Annotated in this window: 9 protein-coding genes and 1 riboswitch; of the genes, 5 read left to right on the forward strand and 4 right to left on the reverse strand. The window is 66.8% G+C overall.

Going from position 1 to position 14,035, the window contains the following annotated elements:
- Positions 1–155 precede the first annotated feature (155 nt).
- The gene (locus H8S47_RS01035; RefSeq protein WP_187502065.1) at positions 156–491 is read left to right on the forward strand and encodes a hypothetical protein; all 336 of its coding nucleotides are present in this window, start codon (positions 156–158) and stop codon (positions 489–491) included.
- A gap of 18 nt (positions 492–509) precedes the next feature.
- On the opposite strand, the gene H8S47_RS01040 is transcribed toward H8S47_RS01035, so the two are convergent.
- Complete coding sequence (locus tag H8S47_RS01040) at positions 510–2,705, reverse strand: penicillin acylase family protein (RefSeq protein WP_187502066.1); 2,196 nt, start codon at positions 2,703–2,705, stop codon at positions 510–512.
- A 79-nt stretch (positions 2,706–2,784) separates the two neighbouring features.
- On the reverse strand, positions 2,785–3,510 hold the full coding sequence (locus H8S47_RS01045) for a DUF6629 family protein (protein ID WP_187502067.1): 726 nt from the start codon (positions 3,508–3,510) through the stop codon (positions 2,785–2,787).
- A 148-nt stretch (positions 3,511–3,658) separates the two neighbouring features.
- A riboswitch (TPP riboswitch) is annotated at positions 3,659–3,768 on the forward strand.
- Positions 3,769–3,897: 129 nt separating this feature from the next.
- On the opposite strand from H8S47_RS01045, the gene H8S47_RS01050 reads away from it, so the two are divergent.
- The 4 genes from H8S47_RS01050 to H8S47_RS01065 all read left to right on the forward strand — a co-directional run bounded on the left by H8S47_RS01050 (position 3,898) and on the right by H8S47_RS01065 (position 11,219).
- Positions 3,898–6,111 (forward strand): TonB-dependent receptor, encoded by a 2,214-nt coding sequence (locus H8S47_RS01050; RefSeq protein WP_398457704.1) that lies wholly within the window; start codon positions 3,898–3,900, stop codon positions 6,109–6,111.
- A gap of 1 nt (position 6,112) precedes the next feature.
- On the forward strand, positions 6,113–7,255 hold the full coding sequence (locus H8S47_RS01055; protein WP_187502068.1) for a phosphotransferase enzyme family protein: 1,143 nt from the start codon (positions 6,113–6,115) through the stop codon (positions 7,253–7,255).
- The gene (gene pnuC / locus H8S47_RS01060) at positions 7,252–7,812 is read left to right on the forward strand and encodes a nicotinamide riboside transporter PnuC (protein ID WP_187502069.1); all 561 of its coding nucleotides are present in this window, start codon (positions 7,252–7,254) and stop codon (positions 7,810–7,812) included. Before H8S47_RS01055 ends, pnuC begins: the two co-directional genes overlap by 4 nt.
- A 95-nt stretch (positions 7,813–7,907) precedes the next feature.
- Positions 7,908–11,219 (forward strand): PAS domain-containing hybrid sensor histidine kinase/response regulator, encoded by a 3,312-nt coding sequence (locus H8S47_RS01065; RefSeq protein WP_328805379.1) that lies wholly within the window; start codon positions 7,908–7,910, stop codon positions 11,217–11,219.
- Positions 11,220–11,367: 148 nt separating this feature from the next.
- On the opposite strand, the gene H8S47_RS01070 is transcribed toward H8S47_RS01065, so the two are convergent.
- Together H8S47_RS01070 and acs are read right to left on the reverse strand one after the other, a co-directional pair.
- Positions 11,368–11,991, reverse strand: coding sequence for a response regulator (locus H8S47_RS01070; protein WP_187502070.1), 624 nt, complete (start codon positions 11,989–11,991; stop codon positions 11,368–11,370).
- Positions 11,988–13,943, reverse strand: a complete 1,956-nt coding sequence (gene acs / locus H8S47_RS01075; protein WP_187502071.1) for an acetate--CoA ligase — start codon at positions 13,941–13,943, stop codon at positions 11,988–11,990. Before acs ends, H8S47_RS01070 begins: the two co-directional genes overlap by 4 nt.
- Positions 13,944–14,035 lie beyond the last annotated feature (92 nt).

Below are 14,035 nucleotides of genomic sequence, written 5' to 3' on the forward strand. Positions count from 1 at the left end.
GGCCGGATCGTCGACACTTACGAGGTCCGCGCTGCGCACGTCATCGTCCGGTCCATCCCCCGGGGGCGGCGACGGATGGCGAGGCATCGGCAAGATCTTCGCGCTGAGACCCGCAATGATTTGCGTGAAACGTCCGCCGGCGCTTAGGATGGGCTATGGAAAACACCGCACCCTCGCTCGACCTGTTCACCCTTCTCGAAATCGCGCTGGAGGAGCGCAACGAGGCCGCCGAGGCGTTCGATATCTTCAAGCAGGATGCCGTGATGGCGCATGCGCCGGAAGCCGGACACGAACCGGCCGTCACGAGCGAGGACGCGGCAAAGGCGGCGGCCGAGGAAGTCGACGGCTTCAGCGCGGAAGTCAGTGGCTTGCTCCAGGCCGCTTCGGACGAGGACCTGTCCTCTGCCTACCGGCAATCGGGCGGCGAGGTCGGTAATCCGGTTGCCGAGGCGCTGCTCGGCGAACTCAAGCGTCGCAACCTGGGTATCTGACCTGGCCTGTCCCTGCGGTCACCGTCCGGGACGGTAACGGCGTTCGACATGGCCCTTCAATTCGTCGGGATAAAAATAGACCGGGCGCAGATCGCCGCGTGCGTACCGCGTCACCTGGTCGGCGAAATGGGGTGAGGCGATATCGCCGCTCTGGCCGCCGGCCATGACCGCGGATGCCCTTACGCGCGGGCCGAACTCGACGACCGCGACGAAGCTGTTGCCGCTGGTGCCATAATAACGCTTCGTTCCCGGCCAGGGCTTGGCGCCGAACGATGCCAGGCTGCCCCATTGAGCCGAGGTGAACGGCACCGGGATCGAGGGTCGCGCATCGTCGAAATGTGGTTTGATTGCATCATCGAGCCGCTGGAATCGGTTGATGTCCTGCCAAGGCGTCCGCCAATCGCCGAAATCGCGACCAAGCCGATCGACGGCGGCCGTCAACGCCGCGAGCTTTGCATCGGGACCGACCCGCGTGGCGATATAGTCCGGGACGTTCAGCCGCTCGGCTTGCGCAAAACTACCGACCTCGCGCCACAATTGATCGCCCCAGAATACCGCGAGGCTGGTCGCGGTAGAGTCGTAGCTCCAGCGGCAGTCCCATGACCTGAGCAGTGCGATCGGTGCCTCCAGCGCCTTGCGACGCGGATCATGGGCGGGCAGGGCGCTCCAGGCCATGACCAGACCGGGCAGCAGCCGGGCGAACGCCGGCAGATACGGATCGAATGCCGCCCCCCACAGCGTATCGCGCGTCCAGCCGGACTTGCCCGTCAGCAACAGATCGGCATGCACGCCGCGCGCATTGCCGCCGACCTGATCCATGTAGCGGGGATAGTCCGCCGGTTTGGGACTGTCGGGACCAGCGGCGCTCCACGGCCAGTCGTTGGTGTTGTGTGCCCAGCCCGTGCGCGGGTTGAGCACGCTCGGCAAGCTGGGCAGCGTATGCAGTCCGCGCCAGTCGGTCGCGGGGTCGCTGCCGTCGACCGGTCGGGTGTAATCGATGTGGTCGTCGCGCACCGGCATGAACTGCGGCATCAGGAAGGCGATCTCGCCTTTGCTGTCGGCAAACAGCGTGTCGTTCGAGGAATTGGCCTTGCGCTCGGCGACCGTCAGATAGCTTGCGAGATCGGTCGCCTTGGTCCGCAGGTAACTCTGTTCGAGCGCGGGGACGGGCTTCCACATCAACGCCGTGGCGATCCAGCGTCCCGCCTTGATGGCGACGATCGGACCGTGGTGCGTGCGATAGGTCGTGAAGCGGCGCTCGCCGGTGGTGCCGTCCGGCTTGCGGTATCGCACCGTCACGATCTTCGTCGTGACCGCGCGGCTGACCTTGCCGTAGCGATAGGTATAGCCGTCGCCGCGCCGCGCGATCCGTTCGGCGAACTCATCGACATTGTCGACCGTTGACGAGGTATGCATCCAGCCGGCCTTCGTGTTGAAGCCCTGATAGATGAAGAACTGCCCCCAGGTGCTCGCGCCATACGCGTTCAGCCCCTCGGCGCTGGTCATCTGCGCCTCGGACCGGAAATAGAAGCTGGTGTGCGGATTGATGAGCAGCAGCGCATGGCCGTTCGTGGTCAGCCGCGGCGCGATCGCGATACCGTTCGAGCCCGACGGTTCGCGCGGCATCGTCCCGAGTTCCTCGGGGGTCGGCGGGGTCGGGCGGCCGTAGAAGGTCTTCAGATCGCTCAGCGAGATACGCTCGATATCGCCACCGATGCTGCCTTCGGTGAAGCTCAGCGCCATCCAGGGCTCGAACCGGGTCAGCACCTTCGGCTTGGTTTGCGGATGCGTTGCGAGATAATAGTTCAGCCCGTCCGCCCAGGCCTGCATCAGCGTGCGCAACCACGCGGGGCTTGCCGCATAGTCCGCCTTGAGTTCGACCGGATCGGCGAACAGCCGTTGCCGGAGATCCGCCCAGATCGCGTCCTCGCCAGCCGCCTCGGCGGTACGGCCCAGCGCCGTCAGGTAATTCGCCTCGATCCGCGGAAAATCGTCCTCCGCCTGCGCATAGATCAGCCCGAACACCGCATCGGCATCCGATCGCCCCTCTATATGCGGGATCCCCCAATCGTCGCGCGTGATCGTGACGCGAGCGGCTTGCTTCTGCCACCGCGTCCGCTCGGTTGGCGGCGTACCACGCTGAGCCGCAAGCGGCGTACCCAACAGGGCCAACAGGATCAGCGGAGTGCGCGCGCGTCGAAGAACCGTGGTCATGGACGCAGCGTAAGGCGGCAAACGGCGAAAGACCATCTGTCGGTACGACACGGCAGATTCCGGCAACGACGCCCGCATCTCAGGCGTGCGACGTAGCCCGTGACCGTGCGCGCCTCTGCCAGATGAGGAGGAAAGGCTGGTCGGCCACCGAGACGCCGTTGGGAGTCCGGATATCGATCTTCCGCCGGTGGAACTGCCAATAGAGCATCACGCTGAGGATCGCGGCGTAGAAGCACCAGACCGACGCGAACGCATAGCCCTTGACCAGATGGACGATGGTCAGCCCGATCACGTTGACGACGCCGTAGGTCCGCACGACGCGGTGGCTCGACAGCAGCAGCGCGCCGCAGGTCGCCAGGATGTAGAAGATCGACACGACGAGGTTGCTGGTCATCGCGTTCCGATACGCGATCGAATGCTGTTCGATGAAAGCCTGTGTCGGAAACAACACGAGCCCGGCGATGTCCCACAGGCAGACCAGCGCGCCGGTGATCGTCAGGGCGACGATTGCAGTGCGACGCCAGCCGGGCGGCTCCATCAAGACCACAGCGGCCGGCATCAGCACCGGCAGGATGCCGAGCGCGTAGACCGTGAACAGCAGCACGGCATGATCGAGCGCGACCTTGCCCAGTTCGCCGTGCAACGCCAGCCACACCAATCCTTCGCTGAATTGATGGACGGCGAACAACAGGGGCACGGATGCGAAGAGCAGCGCGCGTGGTTCGCGGACGTGCCGCAACGTGGCTACGCCGATCGTGGCGAGCACCCCGGAGGCAGCGAAGCTTGCAGTCGCCGAAAAGCACATGCGCGGTCGTCCAGGCTGTTGGCGGTCCGCAGGGGGCGTGACGTGTTTCCCGCCACATAGCCAGCACCGCCTGTGCGTATCGCCGCCGCACACGCTGGCGCGACGGTGGCGATGACGCTTTCCAACGGCCGATCGAGCGCCTAAGCGACGGGAATCCCCGGGGGGCCGCTGATGCGCGGCTGAGAGGTGGGCTGCAGCCCATGACCCGCTGAACCTGATCCGGCTTATACCGGCGTAGGGAGGGTCTGCGGCTGGCCCGTCGTCCCTCCGATTGGAGTGGACGTGACGTTTTTCAGTGCTGGTTTCGTTGTGACTTCCGCCGGGCGCGAGCGCAGGCTTTTAGGCTTGGTCGCAGCGACCCTCGCCGCATCGTCGGCAGGCGCGCAGGTGGCTGACCCGGTCGAACCCGCCGAAATCCGCGTGGTCGGCAAGCAGGATCCGGCCGGCTTGCTCCCCGACCAAAAGGTGCCACGCGCGCAAAGTGCGATTTCTGCCGACTTCATCGTCAAGCAAGCGCCGACGCTCAACGCGTTCCAGCTGGTGACGTTACTGCCGGGCGCGAACGTCGCGTCGAGCGATCCCTATGGCCTGTCGACTAGCTCCAGCCTGACGCTGCGTGGTCTAGGCCAGGACGAGATCGGCGTGCTGATGGAGGGCGCACCGCAGAACGACATCGGCTATTATTACGCCTACCCGTCACAGTTCGCCGACCCCGAGAACCTCAAGCGCATCTCGCTCGCACAAGGCTCGGTCGATATCGACTCCCCCACGCTCGGCGGGGCAGGCGGGCTGTTGTCGCTCGCGCTCGACGATCCGAAGACACGTCCCGGCGTGCTGGTCGACCTGTCGCTCGGCAGCTACGCGGCGCGGCGTGCGTTCGTCCGGATCGATAGCGGGACGATCGGCAATACCGGGTTGAAGGCCTTCCTGTCCTATTCGAACACGCGCGCGGACAATTGGCGGGGGGCGGGCTACGACACGCGCCAGCACATCGACGCCAAGATCCTCAACGAATGGGGCGCCGGCAACCGCGCCAGCCTCGCACTGTCGTACAATGACGCGAACTCGTCGAGCTACCCGAGCCCGACGCTCGCCGAGTGGAACGCGCAGGGCCGCGATTTCAATTTCGACGATCGCTACACGGCGGGGAACACCAACTACTGGCGGCTGTACCGCGCGCCGTTCCGCAACCTCTACGCCTCCGCGCCGGTACACCTCGTGCTGAACGACCGGCTTGCGCTCGACACCACCACCTATCTCCAGTTCGGCTACGGCAACTCGCCCTACGGGACGCAGCTGACGACCGAGGGCAATTTCCTCGGCACCGAGAAACTGGCACAGCCGATCGCGCTGCCCGGCGCAGTCGACGGCGTCGCGACCGTGCTCGGCAATTATACCGGCGACCAGATGCGCGTCGGCAACGTCAGCAAGCTGACCCTCAAGACGGGCATGCACACGCTCACCGCCGGGCTGTGGTTCGACTACGGCACCGATCGCGTCACGCAATCCTACACGTCGATCGACGCCGATGGGCAGCCGTTCGACCGCTGGGGCTATCGCGCGAAAGCGATCCGCACCGCCGACGGCCGCCTGCTCGCCTACGAGAACCAGCGCACCGTCACCGTGACAAAGGGCTTCTTCCTCGCCGACAGCATCGCGCTGACGCCGCGGCTGACGATCGATGCCGGGTTCAAGGGCGTGAACGTCCTGCGCAACGGCCGCACCTATCTGCCAGGACCGCAGGACAAGGTGCGCAACGACAGCTTCGCCGCATTGCCCCGCGCCGCGATCCACTACCGGCTCGACGATCGCCAGCAGCTGTTCGCCAACATCACCACCAACTTCCGCACCCCCAACGAGTTCACGCTCTACAACAGCTATTTCGGTGGCGAAGTCGTCGTGCGTGGGACGAACGCACTCAAGAACGAATATTCGGTCTCGCAGGAGATCGGCTATCGCTTCATCGGCGAACAGCTTTCCGCCTCGGTGACCGGCTTCCACTACAAATTCCGCAACCGCCAGCTGGCGACCGTGATCGACCAGGGCGGCGCGCAGGTGAACGCCACGATCAACGCCGGCGGACAGACATCGTACGGCGTCGATGCGGAGATCGATTACCGCCCCGTCGCGGGCGTCAGCCTGTACCTCTCGGGCGAATATCTGCGCGCGCGGATCGACGACGACCTGCCGGTCGGCGCGGACTTCCTGCCGACCAGAAGCAAGCACGCGGTGTCCAGCCCGACCGTCCAGTTCGGCGCCGGCGGGATCTACGACGACGGCCGGTTCTTCGGCAGCGTCGCGTCGAAATATATCGGCCGCCAATATGCGAGCTTCATGAACGACGAGCGCATCAAGGGCTATGCTACGCTCGACCTGTCGGTCGGCATGCACCTCGCGGACTGGCTCGACGGCAAGCGCACCGACCTGCGCGTCAACGCGATCAACGTCACCGATCCGAATGTCCTCGCCGGCGTCCAGTCGGTCAGCACCAACGCACAGGACACGATCGGCCGCAACGGCACGGTCATCGCAGGCTCCCCCCCGGCCTATTATATCGGCAGCGGTGCGGCGGTCATGGCGACGATCTCGCGGGCGTTCTGAGGTGGCGTCGCAGCCTGCGCATCTCGTCCACGGCATGGGCACCGCGATGGAGGCGCCGACTTGGCCCGCGATCACCGCCGACGAGGCAAATGCAGTGGTCGCCCGCTTTCCGGCGGCGGGCCGGCTGACCGGGCTTCACTGGCACTCCCCGCGCCCCTTCTCCGCCGCGACCTTGGCGCACACGACGCAGGGCGCGTTCCTGTTGAAGCGTCACCATCGCAGCGTCCGCACGGTCGAGGGGCTGACGGAGGAACACGTGTTCATCGCGCACCTTGCTGGCGCAGGCGTGTCGGTACCCGAGGTGATGGCGACTGCGGAGGGCGTGACGGCGGTGGCGAGCGGCGCTTGGTCGTACGAACTGCACCGCGCGGCGCCCGGCGCGGACCTGTACCGCGACCGCCTGTCGTGGACGCCGTTCGCCTCGCTCGCGCATGCCCATGCCGCAGGGGTGACGCTCGCCACGCTGCACGAGGCGGCGCGCAGTTTCACCGCGCCGGCACGCCGATCGCAGCCGCTGGTTGCCAGCTTCACCATCCTCCCGGCCGCCGATCCGATCGCCGCGGCCGAGGCCTATGTCGCGTCCCGTCCCGCGCTGGTCGCGTTCCTCGAGTCCAAGCCTTGGCGACGCCAACTCGCGAGCCTGTTCGAAACCTTGGGGCAGGGGTTGACCCCTTTGCTTGCCGACCAAACGCCCCTGTGGACACACAACGACTGGCACCCTTCCAACCTGCTCTGGGCGAGCGACGGCAGTGTCCGAACCGTGTTCGACTTCGGGCTCGCCGACCGCACCAGTGCCGTCCACGACATCGCCACTGCGATCGAGCGCACGGCCGTCCGCTGGCTCGACCTGGGGCAGGGGACGGCCGACATCGCCGATCCGGCGGCGGCACTGGCGCTGCTCGCAGGCTATGCCACGGTCGCGCCGCTCGGCCCCGCGGATGTTGCGGCGGTCGTGCGCCTGCTGCAGCTGGTCCACCTCGAGTTCGCGCTGTCGGAGATCGACTATTTCACCGCGGTGGTCGAAGATCCGGCATCGGCCGAGCTGGCCTGGGGCGGCTATCTGATCGGCCACGCAGAGTGGTTCCAGTCCGCTCCAGGTCAGAATTTTCTTCGCGCACTTCAGGCGGGGGCATCTCCACAATGACCGCGTTCGAGATCGTCGCGGTCGCGGTGAGCGTCACTGGCATCTGGCTGACCGCAACCCGGCGCATGCTGTGCTGGCCAGTCAACCTCATTGCCTGCGCGCTGTATTTCAGGCTGTTCCTCGACGTCCGACTCTACGCCGACATGGTCCTGCAAGCGCTGTTCGGGCTCGCGATCCTCTATGGATGGGTCGCCTGGACCCGCGGCAAGGACGCCACCGGCGACGTCGTCGTGGTACCGCTTCGCCCCGCGCATGCTATCGCGAGTCTGGCCGCGGGCGCGGTGGGCGCGGTCGCGATCGGCTGGTTCATGAGCCGCTTCACCGACGCCGCGCTGCCCTGGATGGACGCCGCGCTCAGCAGCTTCAGCCTGGTCGCGCAATATTGGACCGCACGCCGTCACACCGCCAACTGGCTGCTCTGGATCGTCGTCGACGTCCTCTATGTCGGCATGTTCCTCGTCAAAGGCCTGACGCTGACCGCCGGTCTCTACGCGGCGATGATCGCGCTCGCGGTGATCGGCTACTGGCAGTGGCGCATGGCCGAGGCGACAGTCTGACGAGCGTACCCGTGGACGCGGGCGCTCCGCCTAACCTGTGCTAGGGAGCATCATCAGACTGCGGAAAATGGAGCACCACCATCGTCGGGCCAAGTGTGATCCTCGCCATCCTCGGCTATGGCATCCTGCTGTTCGGGATCGCGTGGGTGGTCGATCGGCGGGGCATGTCGCAGCGGCTGGGGCGGATCGCGTATCCGCTGTCGCTGGCGGTATATTGTAGCAGCTGGACGTTTTTCGGCGGGGTCGGCACCGCGGCGACGCGCGGCTGGGATTATCTCGCAATCTACCTCGGCCCAGCACTGGTGTTCTTGCTCGCGCCGAAGTTTCTCGCGCGGCTGGTGCGGCTGGCGCGCGAGGAGGGGTCTAGTTCGATCTCCGATTTCATCTCCGCGCGCTATGGGCGCAGTCGGGGGACTGCGGCGATCGTCGCGGGGACGGCGCTGCTCGCGTCGGTGCCGTACATCGCGCTCCAGCTGCGATCGGTGACGCTGAGCTTCGGGGCGATCGCGGGGGTCGGGAGTTCGGCGGAGGTCGGCACGTTCGTCGCGCTGCTGCTGGCGGTGTTCGCGATCCTGTTCGGCGCGCGGCGGTACGAGGTGGCGGGGCGCAATCCTGGGGTGGTCGCCGCGATCGCGGCGGAGTCGCTGATCAAGCTGCTGTGTTTCATCGTGCTCGGCGTGGTGACGGTGGCGTTGCTGGTCGATGTTCCGGCCGAGACGCTGGCGGCACCGCTCTCACGGCTCGAGTCGGGCTTCACCTGGGGAGCGCTGACCTCCGACTTCTGGGTGCGGACTGTGTTGTCGGCGCTGGCGATCCTGTGCCTACCGCGGCAATTCTATGTCGGGGTGATTGAGGCGCGGGGCCCCGATGCGGTGGCGCGGGCGCGCTGGCCGTTCATCGCGTACATGGTGGTGATCTCGCTGCTCGTCCTGCCGCTGGCGTTGGCAGGGATGACGCTGCTGCCGAGCGATGCCGAGCCCGATCTGTACGTGCTCGCGGTGCCGTTGCAGCAGGGGGAGAACCTCGTCGCGCTGATCGCGTTCATCGGCGGGTTCTCGGCAGCGACGGCGATGGTGGTGGTCGAGACGATCGCGCTGTCGACGATGGCGACCAACGATCTGCTCGCGCCGCTGCTGCTCCGGCGGCACGGCGAGGCGGGGGAGGGCGAGCTCGGTCGGCGGATGCTGCGCGTCCGGCGGGTCATCATCGCCGCGATCGTCGCGGTCGCGCTACTATATGGCCGGAGCCTCGGCGCAGACCTGCCGCTAGCCTCGATCGGATTGATCGCGTTCGCAGGCGTCGCGCAGTTCGCGCCTGCGCTGATCGCGACGGTCGGCTGGAACTTCGCCAATCATACCGCGGCGCGTGCCGGGCTGATCGGTGGGGTGATCGTCTGGATCTACTGCCTGTTGCTGCCGTCGATCGGCGAGAGCATCGGGCCGATGCTGGCGCAGTTCACGCGCGGCTGGCTCGATCCGGACGCGTTGCTCGGCTGGCGGATCGGCTCGCCGCTGGTGAATGGCACGGTGTGGAGCCTGGGCGTCAACGTCGCGCTGATGACGGGCTTGCACCTGCGCGAGCGGCATCGGGGAAACGCCGCGCTGGACCACGTCACGACGCTCGGCGAATTGCGGATGCTGGTCGCGCGGTTCGTCGGCGACGGCGAGGCGGAGGCGATTGGCGTGGCGTCGCCCGACCTGCGTGCGCCGATCGATGGTCCCGCCGCACGCACGGCCGAGCGGCTGATCGCGGGCGTCATCGGTGCTCCGTCGGCGCGGAAGATCGTCGCGTCGAGCATTGCCGGGTCGGCGATCGACGTCAGCGACGTGGTTCGCCTGCTCGACCAGCGCGGGCGCTCGCTGCGGTTTTCTCGCACGCTTCTGTCGGCGACGCTGGAGACGATCGATCCGGGTGTCAGCGTGATCGATGCAGACTTGCGGCTGGTCGCGTGGAATCCGCGCTACGTCGAGATGTTCGACTATCCCGAGGGGTATGTCGTGGTCGGGCGCTCGATCGCCGACCTGATCCGCTACAATGCCGAGCGCGAGGGGGTCGGCGATATCGCGGCGCATGTCGGCCGGCGGATGGGGCATCTCGCGCGGGGCACGCCGCACAGTTTCGAGCGGCAACGGCCATCGGGACGTTGGATCAAGATGGTCGGGCGGCCGATGCCGGGCGGCGGGTACGTGCAGAGCTTCACCGACATCACTGCGGAGAAGGAGGCGCAGGCCGATCTGGAGGCGCGAGTTGCGGCGCGGACGGAGGATCTGGCGCGGTCGAACCAAATGCTGGACGAGGCGCGCGCGGTGGCGGAGACCGCGACGCGCGACAAGACGCGGTTCCTCGCGGCGGCTAGCCATGACCTGTTGCAGCCGTTGCACGCGGCGCGGCTGTTCTGCGCTGCATTGGACGAAGGCAAGGCACCGCATCAGGGCGAACTGGTGCGCGCGATCGATGGTGCGATCGGGTCTGCGGACACGTTGCTGCGCGCGCTGCTCGACGTGTCGCGGCTCGATGCGGGAGGCGTCGTGCCGAAGGTCGAGCGGTTCGCGCTGGGCGCGCTGATCGAGGAGCTGGCGGTGCAGTTCCGGCCGTTGGCGGGCGAGCGCGGGCTGGTGCTGGCGGCGCATCCCGGCGTGTTCAGCGTGGCGACCGACCGATCCTTGCTGCGCTCGATCCTGCAGAATTTCCTGTCGAACGCGGTGCGCTATTCGGCGGATGGACGGATCTGGATCGGCGCGCGGCGGCGGGGTGGCGACGTGCTGATCGAGGTTCGCGACAATGGGCCGGGGATCGCCGCGGCGGACCGCGAGCGGATCTTCGAGGAGTTCGAGCGGCTGGAGAGCAAGGGGAGCGCGGGCGGCGGCGTCGGGCTGGGGTTGGCGATCGTCCGCCGGATCGCTCGTCTGCTCGGGGTGGTGGTCGAGTTGCGGTCGAAATTGGGACGGGGGACGACGTTTGCGGTGCGGGTGCCGCTCGCGCCGGCCGGGCTGGATGTGGCGTTGCCAACTCCGTTGGCGACGCGTGCGCTGGTGCCGGGGTTGCGGGTGCTGTGTCTCGACAATGATGCGACGATCCTCGTGGCGCTCGATGCGGCGTTGCGGGCGCGGCGGTGTGTGCCGTTGCTGGCGGCGACGATTGCCGAGGCGATGGAACTGGCGGCGGACGAGGAGCCGGACGTGGCGCTCGTCGACTTCCATCTGGACGAGGCGGAGGACGGGCTCGACGTGGTCGCGCGGTTGCGGGCGATGGTACCGGCGCCGGCGATTGCGCTGGTGACGGCGGATCGTGCGGTTGCCGACGATCCGCGGTGTGGTGGGCTGGTGGTGCTGACGAAGCCGGTGGTGCCGGCGGACTTGTGGCGGTTTATCGAGGATGCGTCTGCGGCCGCGGCGCAGGGGAGTTGATCCTCCCCCTGGCGGGGGAGAATCACGCCGCGGACATACCCCGTCATCCTGACGAACGTCAGGATCCAGAGCCACGAACGGTGCGGGTGGTATCCTGGGTCCTGACTTTCGTCAGGATGACGTTCGAGGAGGGGCAGGCGGTGTAGGGCTAATCGGCGAAGTGGATGTCCATTGCCCGTGCCGCAAGGACGGCCTGCGTGCGGTTTTGGACGCCGAGTTTGCGGAGGATGGCGGTCATGTGACCCTTCACCGTGCCTTCGGAGATGCCGAGGTCGAACGCGACCTGCTTGTTGAGGCGGCCGGCCAGCACGCCGAGCAGGACTTTGAGTTCGGTTGGGGTGAGGCTCGCAACACGCGTCGCCATGTCATCGACGGAGGCCCCTTCGATCGGCGCGTCACGTTCGCCGGCCAACGCTCGGGCTACGGCGTTTTCCAACGTGGTTAGGTCGGCGGTCTTGGAGACGAAGCCGATTGCGCCATACGCTCTCGCACGCGGTGCCGCCTCGGCTTCATCGGCCGACGAGATCACCATGATCGGCGTGTCGGGGCGTTCAGCGTGGAGCAGCGCCACGCCTGCAAAACCTTCCGAGCCTGGCATCCGCAAGTCGAGAAGGATCAGGTCGAGCTGTTCCGCCCCCCGCACCGCGTCGACCGCCTCGCAGAGTTGCCCCGCCTCGATCACCACCGCATCGGGCGCGGCGCGGCTGACCGCCAGTTTGAGAGCCTGGCGGAACAGCGGGTGGTCGTCCGCGATAAGGATCGTGCGCGTCATGCCGGGACTGAAGTGGCCTCCTCGCGTCCGGCGATCAAGGCGTCGACCACCGCAGGATCGGCCAGCGTCGAGGTGTCGCCGAGCTGGTCGAGCTGGTTCTCCGCGATTTTCCGCAGAATCCGCCGCATGATCTTGCCCGAGCGCGTCTTCGGGAGTGCCGGGGCGAACTGGAGGATGTCCGGGGTCGCGATCGGCCCGATCTCGCGGCGGACCCACTGGACCAGCTCCTTGCGCAAGTCCTCGCTCGGCTCGGCGTTCGCGTTGAGCGTGACGTAGGCGTAGATGCCCTGGCCCTTCACGTCGTGCGGCATGCCGACCACCGCGGCCTCGGCGACCTTCGAATGCGCGACGAGTGCACTCTCGACTTCGGCGGTGCCCATGCGGTGGCCGCTGACGTTGATGACGTCGTCGACACGGCCGGTGATCCAGTAATAACCGTCCTCGTCGCGGCGGCAGCCGTCGCCCGTGAAATACTTGCCGGGATAGGTCGAGAAATACGTCTGGAAAAAGCGATCGTGATCGTTCCAAACGGTCCGCATCTGGCCGGGCCAGCTGTCGGCGATGACGAGATTGCCCTCGACTGCGCCCTCCAGCACCTTGCCGTCCGCGTCGACCAGTTCGGGGAGCACGCCGAACAATGGCTTGGTAGCACTGCCGGGTTTCAGCGCAGTGGCACCCGGCAAAGGCGAGATCATGTGACCGCCGGTCTCGGTCTGCCACCAGGTGTCGACGATCGGGCAGCGGCCGTCGCCGACGACGTTATGATACCAGTTCCACGCCTCCGGGTTGATCGGTTCGCCGACCGAGCCGAGCAGGCGGAGGGACTTGCGGCTGGTGCGCGTCACCCAGTCGTCGCCCTCGCGCATCAGCGACCTGAGCGCGGTCGGCGCGGTGTAGAGGATGTTGACCTCATACTTATCGACGATCTGCCAGAAGCGGCTGTGATCGGGGTAGTTGGGCACGCCCTCGAACATCACGGTGGTCGCGCCGTTCGCGAGCGCGCCGTAGAGCGAATAGGTATGGCCGGTCACCCAGCCGACATCGGCTGCGCACCAGAAGATCTCACCCGGGCGGTAGTTGAAGACGTATTCGTGCGTCATCGACGCCCAGACCAGATAGCCGCCGCTGGTGTGGAGCACGCCCTTGGGCTGGCCGGTCGATCCGCTGGTGTAGAGGATGAACAGCGGGTCCTCGGCGTTCATCGGCTCGGGCGCGCAGTCGGTCGACTGGCCCTCGACGCAGTCCGCATACCAGCAGTCGCGGCCTTCGGTCATGGTGACCTTGCCGCCGGTGCGGCGGACGACGATGACGGTCTCGACCGCGAGATCGCCGTGGTCGAGCGCGGCGTCGACATTGGCCTTCAACGGCACGGTCTTGCCGCCACGCAGGCCCTCGTCGGCGGTGATGACGATGCGGCTGTCGCAATCGTGGATGCGGTTGCACAGGCTCTCGGGCGAGAAGCCGCCGAACACCACCGAATGGATCGCGCCGATCCGCGCGCAGGCGAGCATCGCGAACGCCGCCTCGGGGATCATCGGCAGGTAGATCGTGACTCGGTCGCCCTTCGTGACGCCGCGCGACTTCAGGCAGTTGGCGAGCTTCGAGACTTCGTCGCGCAGTTCGGCATAGCTGATCTTGCGGGATTCGTCGGGGTTGTCGCCTTCCCAGAGGATCGCGATCGCGTCGGGGCGGGCGTCGGCGTGGCGGTCGACGCAATTGGCGGCGACGTTGAGCTGACCGTCCTCGAACCAGCGGATGTGGAAGTCGCTCTCGTCGAACGACGTATCCTTGATCTTGGTCGGCGCGACGATCCAGTCGAGGCGCTTGGCCTCCTTCGCCCAGAATGCATCGGGATCGGTCGCGGCCTCGGCATACATCCGGTCATAGGCGGCGGCGTCGATCAGGGCGTCCTTCGCCCATTCAGCGGGGACGGGATAGCTGGCCTCGGTCATCTGGCTCTCCTTTTGTCGCGCTGTACGCGGTCGCGTTCGGGCGATCATCCCGCACCAAAGTAAGGGATGGCCCAGCGTTCGCAATGCGCCAT

The organism is Sphingomonas albertensis, assembly GCF_014358075.1.
Lineage (GTDB): Bacteria > Pseudomonadota > Alphaproteobacteria > Sphingomonadales > Sphingomonadaceae > Sphingomonas > Sphingomonas albertensis.